This is a genomic window from Mesorhizobium sp. B2-6-2, assembly GCF_006440615.1.
Classification (GTDB): domain Bacteria; phylum Pseudomonadota; class Alphaproteobacteria; order Rhizobiales; family Rhizobiaceae; genus Mesorhizobium.
The window spans coordinates 1-9,565 of record NZ_VFUG01000037.1 but is presented as its reverse complement, the minus strand read 5'-3'; the positions used below and the strand labels follow the sequence as shown (position 1 = coordinate 9,565).

The 9,565-nt window shown below is 65.4% G+C and carries 5 protein-coding genes; 2 read left to right on the top strand and 3 right to left on the bottom strand.

The window, feature by feature from the left end; all coding sequences use genetic code 11:
• The coding region (locus FJ419_RS30430; RefSeq protein ID WP_140700814.1) for a DMT family transporter at window positions 1–835 on the bottom strand (835 nt) is incomplete at its 3' end.
• A 210-nt stretch (window positions 836–1,045) separates the two neighbouring features.
• Between FJ419_RS30430 and pepN the strand changes: the two genes are divergently transcribed.
• Together pepN and FJ419_RS30420 are read left to right on the top strand one after the other, a co-directional pair.
• Window positions 1,046–3,691, top strand: a complete 2,646-nt coding sequence (pepN, locus tag FJ419_RS30425) for an aminopeptidase N (protein ID WP_140700813.1) — start codon at window positions 1,046–1,048, stop codon at window positions 3,689–3,691.
• A 296-nt stretch (window positions 3,692–3,987) separates the two neighbouring features.
• On the top strand, window positions 3,988–6,309 hold the full coding sequence (locus FJ419_RS30420; protein WP_140700812.1) for a PAS domain-containing sensor histidine kinase: 2,322 nt from the start codon (window positions 3,988–3,990) through the stop codon (window positions 6,307–6,309).
• A gap of 47 nt (window positions 6,310–6,356) precedes the next feature.
• On the opposite strand, the gene FJ419_RS30415 is transcribed toward FJ419_RS30420, so the two are convergent.
• Together FJ419_RS30415 and FJ419_RS30410 are read right to left on the bottom strand one after the other, a co-directional pair.
• Window positions 6,357–9,320 carry a bifunctional [glutamine synthetase] adenylyltransferase/[glutamine synthetase]-adenylyl-L-tyrosine phosphorylase gene (locus FJ419_RS30415; RefSeq protein ID WP_140700811.1) on the bottom strand — a complete coding sequence of 988 codons (2,964 nt, stop codon included), beginning with the start codon at window positions 9,318–9,320 and terminating at the stop codon, window positions 6,357–6,359.
• A gap of 12 nt (window positions 9,321–9,332) precedes the next feature.
• The coding region (locus FJ419_RS30410) for a sensor histidine kinase (RefSeq protein ID WP_140700810.1) at window positions 9,333–9,565 on the bottom strand (233 nt) is incomplete at its 5' end.

Sequence of the window (9,565 nt, the reverse complement as noted above, 5' to 3'; positions counted from 1 at the left end):
GCTCCGACAGCGTGACGTCGCCGAAGACGAAATAGCCGACGACGACGCCGAGGATCATCGAGGTGTATTCGAACGGCGCCACGACCGAGGCTTCGGCGTGGCGGTAGGCCGCCGTCATCAGGATCTGGCCGAGTCCGCCGCAGAAGCCCGCGACGACGAGGAGCGCGGCCTGCATCGGCGTCAGGGCCTGCCAGCCGAAGGGCAGCGTGAAGAGCGACAACACCGAAGCCGTCGAGGAGAACCACAGCACGATGGTCGCGGTCTTCTCCGTCTGCACGAGATTGCGCACCAGAAGCATGGCGACCGCCGAAATCGCGGCGGCGATCAGCGCGGCCATGACGCCAAGCAGCTCCTGGTCGTCGAGGCCTTCACCGGAATTGAGCAGCGTCAGCTCGGGCCAGGAGATGATCAGCACGCCGGCAAGACCGACCGCAACCGCGCTCCAGCGGTAGACGCGGATCGTCTCGCCGAGGAAGACAGAGGAGAACACCACAACCAGCAGCGGCTGGGCGTAGTTCAGCGTGATCGCCTCCGGCAGCGGCAGCCTGGTCAGCGCGAAGAAGCCAAGCCCCATGGCGCCGACGCCGACGACACCGCGCGCGATATGGTTGAACGGCCGCCCGGTCGTGAACGCGGTGGCGAGCTCACCCTTGAAGGCCAGGAAAGCGATGATCGGGAAGATGGCGAAGAAGGAGCGGAAGAAGACGATCTGTCCGGCGGGCACGTCGCCGGCCGCCTTGATGCAGGTCTGCATGCCAACGAAAACCGTCACCGAGACGATCTTCAGCGTGATGCCGCGCAGCGTGTTGTGGCCGACGGCATGATCGACGGTCATCTTGCCTCGTAAGGATGGTCGGGAAACGAAGCCGCGAAATAGGCCAAGAGCAATTCCAGGAAAAGTGTGTAACGGTTTTCCGTCCGGAATTGCGAAACACAAATTATGCCGCAGTTTTGTCGAGTGGCCGTTTCGTGTAAAGAGCGCGCACTCTCAAAATTCTTGGACCAGCCAGGCCGGCTGGCCGCCTCGACAGGAAAAGCTCAACGAATGCGCACAGATACCGGCCATGTCTTCAAGCTCGAGGACTATCGCCCCTGCGACTATCTCATCCCGAGGACCAGCCTCGACTTCCGCCTGTCGCCGGACGCGACCCATGTGACCGCGCTGCTCACCATCGAGCGACGCGAGGGCGTCGCCGCCTCGGCGTCGCTGGTGCTCGACGGCGACGGGCTGACGCTGCTCGGCGTCGACATCGATGGTCATGTGCTCGCAGCTGGCGAGTATGAGGCGACGCCGGACCGGCTGACGATCCTGAAGCCGCCGGCGGCGCAGCGCTTCGAGCTCCGCCTGGAGACGGAGATCGCGCCTTCGCGCAACGAGGCGCTGATGGGCCTCTACCGCTCCAGCAACGTCTATTGCACGCAATGCGAGGCCGAGGGCTTTCGCCGCATCACCTATTTTCTCGACCGTCCCGATATTCTGTCGGTCTACACCGTGCGCATCGAAGCGCCGCACAACGAGGCGCCGCTCTTGCTTTCAAACGGCAATCCCGTCGAACGCGGCGCGCTCGCCGACGGACGCCATTATGCGGTCTGGCACGACCCCTACCCCAAACCGTCCTACCTTTTTGCGCTGGTGGCGGGCGCGCTCGGCAAGGTGGCTGGCAGCTTCACCACCATGTCCGGCCGCGAGGTCGAGCTCGGCATCTATGTCGAGCCCGGCAAGGAACGGCTTGCCGGCTACGCGATGGACGCGCTGAAACGCTCGATGAAATGGGACGAGGAAGCCTTCGGCCGCGAATACGACCTCGACGTCTTCAACATCGTCGCCGTCTCCGACTTCAATATGGGCGCCATGGAGAACAAGGGCCTCAACGTCTTCAACGACAAATATGTGCTGGCCGACGAGGAGACCGCGACGGATGCCGACTTCGCCAATATCGAGGCGATCATCGCGCATGAGTATTTCCACAATTGGACCGGCAACAGAATCACTTGCCGCGACTGGTTCCAGCTTTGCCTGAAGGAAGGGCTGACGGTTTACCGCGACCACGAATTCTCGGCCGACCAGCGCTCGCGGGCGGTGAAGCGCATCGCCGAAGTGCGCACCCTGCGCGCGCACCAGTTCCCGGAAGACCAGGGGCCGCTCGCGCATCCGGTCAGGCCGCGCCGCTACCGCGAGATCAACAACTTCTACACGGCGACCGTCTACGAGAAGGGCTCGGAAGTGGTGCGCATGATCCGCACCATCCTCGGCGCGGAGACCTTCCGTGCCGGCATGGACCTCTATTTCGAGCGGCATGACGGCGAGGCGGCGACCATCGAGGATTTCCTCAAGGTGTTCGAGGACGTCTCCGGCAGAGACCTCGCGCAATTCGCGCTCTGGTATCACCAGGCCGGCACCCCGAACCTGACGGTGAGTTCCACGCACAATGCGGCGGCAAAGGAGTTCACCCTGGAGATCGAGCAGTCGGTGCCGCCGACGCCGTCGGAAAGCCGCAAGCGGCTGATGCATATCCCTCTAGCCTTCGGCCTGGTCGGTGCCAACGGCAAGCCCGTCACCTGGACGGCCGTCGAGGGCGCAACGGTGGATGACGGTGTCATCCATATCCGCAAGCGCCGGCACACGGTGCGCTTCTCGGGTATTTCGCAACGGCCTTCGGTGTCGCTCAACCGCGGCTTCTCGGCGCCGATCACGCTTTCCGTGCAGCAGAAGGCCGACGACCAGTTCTTCCTTGCGGCGCACGACAGCGACGCCTTCGCGCGCTGGCAGGCGTTCAACACGCTGCTGACCGACGCGCTGATCGTCGCCTTCCGCCAGATCCTCGGCGGCAGGGAGCCGGTCTTCGCGGCACGGCTCGCCGCGCTTGCCGGCAGGATCGCCGGCGACGAGGCGCTGGAGCCGGCCTACCGGGCACTGGCGCTGTCGCTGCCCGGTGAAGCCGACATCGCCCGCGACATCGGCAAGGGCATCGATCCAGACGCCATCTTCGCCGCGCGCGAGGCGCTGGCGCGGGCGATCGCCGAGGCAAACCGCGAGACCTTCGCGGCGCTCCATGACCGGCTTGCCGACAACGGGCCGTTCAGTCCGGACGCGGCGAGCGCCGGACGCCGGGCCCTGCGCAACATCCTGCTCGACTATCTTTCGCTGCTGCCGGGCGGCGCGGGCCTCGCCGCGCGGCACTTCACCGCCGCCACCAACATGACCGACCGCGCCGCGGCGCTCGCCGTGCTGGCGCATCGCCATTCAGGCACGGCCGAGGCCGAAGAAGCGCTGGCCGCTTTCGAGGTCCGCTATCGCGGCGACGCGCTGGTGCTCGACAAATGGTTCCAGATCCAGGCCGGCGTGCCCGGCGCAAGGACCGTCGAGAAAGTGCGCGAGCTCATGCAGCATCCGGCTTTCTCGATCGCCAACCCCAACCGGGTGCGTTCTCTGATCGGCACCTTCTCCAGCGCCAACCAGACCGGCTTCCACCGCCCCGACGGCGAAGGCTACCGTTTCTTCGCCGAGACGGTGCTGGAAGTGGAAAAGCGCAACCCGCAAGTGGCGGCGCGGCTGGCCACGGCGCTACGCTCCTGGCGCTCGCTGGAGCCTGGACGTCAAGCCAAGGCCAGGCAGGCGCTGCTCGACATGGCGAAGGTCGAGAACCTGTCGGCGGATCTGCGCGATATCGTCGAGCGGACGCTGGCGTAGCGCCTTTTGCCTTCTCCTCTTGTGGGAGGTGTCGCCGAAGGCGACGGATGAGGGGTGCTCCAGATGACACCGACGTCTCACTCCGCTGGAACACCCCTCATCCGTCTCGGCGCTATCGCGCCGATCCACCTTCTCCCACAAGGGGAGAAGGGAAAAGGACGAATTTCAATCAACTTTTAATCTTTTTCGCCCGCGCCTCTGGACAAGGCGAATCGGCTTTGATTCTTTAATGGCGATTCGGGGCGTGCGGCGTAGCCGGATCATCCAAGTATGCGGCAAATCGGGGAGTGCCATTTATGGCCAAGGCGGACGCGTGGGGCGCGCCCGGAGGGAAGGCTTTTGCGCGTCGCAAGGCAAGGAGCGACGGACTTGCCGGCAATGCGCGCCTGATCGCCGAACCCACTTATCAGCGGCTCTTGGCCGCCGAGCCGCTGCTGCGCCGGTCGATCCCGGCGCTGATCGTCATCTTCCTGATCGTCATCGCCGCGCTGCGCTTCCTGTCGCTGATGAACGAGCATGACGAGATCGAGCGCGACGCCAAGGCGGTGCTGGCGCTGGCCGCCGGCCAGATGGCGCAGGCGATCACCGCGGACCCCAGCGCGGCCGGCGTCAATGCCATAAGCCTCCTGGAGAACACCAGCCGCCAGGGCGCCATGAGCCGCGCCCATGTGCTTGCCATCACCGACGCCGACTTCAAGGTCATCGCCGTCTCGCCGCTGTCCACGGGCTGGCAGGGCCGCACACTCGACAGCCTCGTACTGGGCGGCCAGCCGCTGTTCATGTTCGGCGACCGTGCCGGCGTGATGGATGTCAGCATCTCAGGACAGGACTGGTTTGCCGCCGTCAGCCTCGGCGGCGACCGCAAACACGCGGCCGCCGTGCTGGTGCCGCAGGAAGCGGTGTTCGACAGCTGGCGCAAGTCGATGTCGCTCAACGTCACGCTGTTCGTGCTGACGGCGGGCGTGCTGATCGTCATCCTCTACGCCTATTTCGGCCAGGCGGCGCGCGCCCAGGCGGCGGACCGCATCTATCTCGAAGCGCATCAGCGCATCGACATGGCGCTGGTGCGCGGCCGCTGCGGCTTGTGGGACTGGGACATGGTGCGCGGCAAGATGTACTGGTCGCGCTCGATGTACGACATGCTGGGCTATGAGCCCTGCGATACGATGCTCTCCTTCGGCGAGGTCGACGAGATCATCCACCCGGAAGACGGCGACCTGTTCGAGCTCGCTAACCGCATCATCGAACGCGAGATCGACCATATCGACCAGGTCTTCCGCATGCGCCACGCCGACGGACAATGGGTGTGGATGCGAGCCCGCGCCCAGGTGATCGACCCGGAGGCGCCGGAGATCCAGCTGATCGGCATCGCCGTCGACGTCACCGAGCAGCGGCACCTGGCGCTGCGTTCGGAAGCGGCCGACATGCGGCTCAGGACAGCGATCGAGAACATCAACGAATCCTTCGTGCTGTGGGATGCCGCCGAACGGTTGATCATGTGCAATTCGAAGTTCCAGAAGGACAACGGGCTGTCGGATCGCGACGTGGTACCGGGCGCGACCCGCGATATGCTGGAGCAGCGCATGCTGGCCTTCGCCTCGGAGCGCAGGTTGGCCAATGCCAACGGGCCGCATGGCGGCATCACGCTCGAGCGCCAGCTTGCCGACGGCCGCTGGCTGCAGGTCAACGAGCTCAGGACCCGCGACGGCGGCGTCGTCTCGGTCGGCTCCGACATCACCCAGATCAAGCTGCATCAGGAAAAGCTGGTCGACAGCGAGCGCCGGCTGATGGCGACGATCCACGATCTCAGCCTCGCGCGGCGCGCCGAGGAGGAACGCGCCAGCGAACTGGTCGAGCTCAACCGCAAATACATGAAGGAAACCGAGCGCGCCGAGGCGGCCAATCGCGCCAAGTCGGAATTCCTCGCCAACATGTCGCATGAATTGCGCACGCCGCTCAACGCCATCATCGGCTTCTCCGAATTGATGCAGCAGGGCCTGTTCGGACCGCTCGGCTCGGAGCGCTATGAGGAATATGCCACCGACATCAACGGCAGCGGCAAATACCTGCTCGGCGTCATCAACGACATCCTCGATATGTCGAAGATCGAAGCGGGCCAGTTCTCGCTCGACCACGAGGAGATCGACCTCTGCCCGCTGATCAAGGAAACGGTGCGGGTGATCTCGCTGCAGGCGGCGGAAAAGTCGATCAATGTCGAGACGCGCATCGCCGATACGATGCGGCTCTATGCCGACCGCCGCGCGATCAAGCAGATCGCCATCAATCTGCTCTCCAACGCGGTGAAGTTCACCGGACAGGGCGGCAAGATCACGGTCCGGGCGCGCAACACGTCGGGCGCGCTGCTGCTCACCATCGAGGACAATGGCTGCGGCATCCCCAAGCAAGCGCTGAGCAAGCTCGGCCGGCCGTTCGAGCAGGTGCAGAACCAGTTCTCCAAGAACCACACCGGTTCGGGCCTCGGGCTCGCCATCTCGCGCTCGCTGGCCGAATTGCAAGGCGGCGCGCTGAAGATCCGCTCGACCGAAGGCGTCGGCACCATCGTGTCGGTGCGCATTCCCCTGAAGAAGGCGCCGGCGGCGGTGAGGGTTGCGGCCTGATTTTCTTCGAACATTAGTAACGCTGGCGCGAAGGAATGAGACGCAGTTTAACCGCGCGAGGCCGCGCCTATGCGAAGCAGTCGGTCGAAGTCCTGCCTGACCCTCCGTGACGTCTCCTTCAGATGTGCTTCCAGCACAGCGAAATCCGGCAGATCGGTGACCGCCAGAAGCAGGTCCGCAAGCCCCGGCGGGACATCGTCGCGCTGGAATTCGCCGGTTAGGCAAAGCCTGATCATCTGGGTCAGCGCCAGATAGAGCCGATAAGCCTCGCCAAGCTCGTCACGCATATCGGCTGCGGCGAAGTCCGGAGAAAGCCGGGCCAGAATGTCGGCGGTCGCGGTTACGCGGCGACCCGCTTCGACTTTGCCGATGATGACCGCGACCTGGGCAATGAATTCGAGGTCGATGAGCCCGCCCGGGATCAGCTTGATGTCCCAGAGATCGCGCGGCGCCTTCTCCTTCTCGATCAGCGCCCGCATCTCCGAGGCCTCGGCTTTGACCTTGGCGGCATCGCGCGGCTGCGCCAGTACCACCGCCACTTCCGTCTCGAGCTCGGCGCAGAGTTCGGCGTCGCCGCCGATGGCGCGGGCCCGTGCCAGCGCCAAGTGTTCCCAGGTCCACGCATCCTGGCGCTGATATTTCTTGAACGCGTCGATATGGGTGGCGACCGGCCCCTTGTTGCCTGATGGACGCAGGCGCAGGTCCAGCTCGTAGAGCAGGCCTTCGGCCGTCGGCGCCGAAACGGCCGCGATCAGGCGCTGCGTCATGCGGGTGTAGTAATGCGAAGGCGCCAGCGGCTTCTCGCCGTCGGAGTCCTCGGCGCCGGTGTCGTGGTCGTAGAGCAGGATGAGATCTACATCAGAACCCGCCGTGAGCTCTCGGCTGCCGAGCTTGCCCATGCCGAGCAACGCCACCCTGCCGCCGGCGATGCTGCCGTGGCGCAGCGCGAATTCGGCGATCACCGCTTGAAGCGCCGCTTCGATGGTGAGATCGGCGAGATCGGAGAAGGCGCGACCGGCGCGCGCGGGATCGATCGAGCCGGCAAGCAGGCGCACGCCGATCAGGAATTTCTGCTCGGAGGCAAAAATGCGCAGACGGTCGAGCACATCCTCATAGGCGCGGTCGCCCTCGATGAAGGCGGCAAGCCGGGCCGAGAGATAGGCGCGATCCGGCAGTTCGGTGAGCAATGCCGGATCGAGCAGGCCGTCGAAGACATGCGGACGACGCGTGATGATCGCCGCCAGCCGAGGCGCGGCCCCCATGATGGTCGCCATCAGCTTGAGCAGCGCCGGGTTCGACTGCAGCAGCGAGAAAAGCTGGATACCGGCCGGCAGGCCGGCGAGGAACTCGTCGAAGCGCATCAGCGCCTCGTCGGCGCGCCGCGTCTGGCCGAAGGCTTTGAGCAGCGCCGGCGTCAATTCCGTCAGCCGCTCGCGCGCCTCGGCCGACTGGGTGACGCGGTAGCGGCCGAAATGCCAGCCGCGTATGACACGGCAGATGTCACTCGGCCGCTGGAAGCCCAGGCGATCGAGCGTCTGCAGCGTGTCGGGATCGTCGACATCGCCGGTGAAGACCAGGTTGCCGACGCCGGCCGAAAGCTCGGGAGCGGTTTCGAACAACGCCGCATAATGGCGCTCGACCTGCTGCAGCGAGGCGCGGAAGGCCTGGGTGAATTCCGCCTCGCCGGCAAAGCCCAGCATCAGCGCGATGCGTTTAAGCTCCTCGTCTTCCTCAGGCAGGATATGCGTCTGCTCGTCCGCCACCATCTGGATGGAGTGCTCGACGCGGCGCAGGAACCAGTATTGCCGGGTGAGCGCGTCGCGCGCGTCGGCGGTGATCCAGCCGCGCGCGGCGAGCGCTGCGAGCATCGGCACCGTCTCGCGGCCGCGCAGCTCCGGGAAGCGGCCGCCGGCGATGAGCTGCTGGGTCTGGACGAAGAACTCGATCTCGCGGATGCCGCCGCGTCCGAGCTTGACGTTATGGCCCTTCACCGCGATCTCGCCATGGCCCTTATGGGCATGGATCTGGCGCTTGATCGAATGGACGTCGGCGATCGCCGCATAGTCCATGTATTTGCGCCAGATATAGGGCTGCAATTCCTTGAGGAAGGCCGCGCCCGCGGCAAGGTCGCCGGCAACCGGCCGCGCCTTGATCATGGCCGCGCGTTCCCAGTTCTGGCCGCGCGCTTCGTAATAGCGAAGTGCTGCCTCGACGGGGATCGCCAGCGGCGTGGAGCCGGGATCGGGGCGGAGCCGCAGATCGGTGCGAAACACATAGCCATGTTCGGTGCGGTCCTGCAGGATGCGCACGAGCCGGCGGGTGAGGCGCGAGAACAGCTCGGTCGCGTCGAGCGGATCGATGACGGCCGGCGCCTCCGGATCGAAGAAGACGACGAGATCGATGTCGGAGGAAAAATTCAGCTCATGCGCGCCGAGCTTGCCCATGCCGAGCAGGATCCAGCCCGAATCCTTCGCCGGTTGCGCCGGATCCGGCAGATTGAGCTTGCCTTGCCGGTTCGCATCGAGCAGCAGGAAATCGACGGCGGCGCATGTGCAGGCATCCGCGAGATCGCTGAGACGGCGCACCGTCACCGCGGTCTCCGCCTCGCCCGAAAGATCGGCCAGCGCGATCAGGAAATGCGCTTCGGTCTTCCATTGCCGCAGCGCCATCATCAGGCTCGATTCGGAGGCGTCATCCGTACTGGCCGCACCGCCGATCGCTTCGCCGATGGCGCCGAGCCGCGCTTCGATTTTCCGGTCGAACAGCGCGTCGAGAATGGCCGGCCGCCGGCGCGCCACATCGCGCAGGAAGGGCGAGAGGTCGAAGACGGCCGCCAGCAGGTCCTGCAGTGGCCCCTCGCCCGCCAGGAACGTAGCGAGGCGCGAAAGCCCCTCTTCCGCGGCGGCATCGGCGATTTCCGACAATTCGCGCCGGGCATGCTCCGCGTCGAGGGGGCGGAGCGCCACTGTCGGGCTAAGCCGGAACTCGGATTCGATTTTCTTCTTCGCCATTTGTCCGCGCTGTCAATGCGTCTCCCGCAACGGGAAACTCATGACCACGGACAATCCGGGATTGGCGGGCAAAAGATCAAGCCCGCCGTTGTGGAAAGTCATGATTGCCTTGGCCAGGCTGAGGCCGAGGCCCGAGCCCGGTTGCGAGCGGCTCTTTTCCAGGCGCACGAAGCGCTCGGTGGCGCGGGCGCGATCGGCGTCGTCCGGAATGCCTTGGCCATTGTCAGTGACGGCAAGCTTGATCT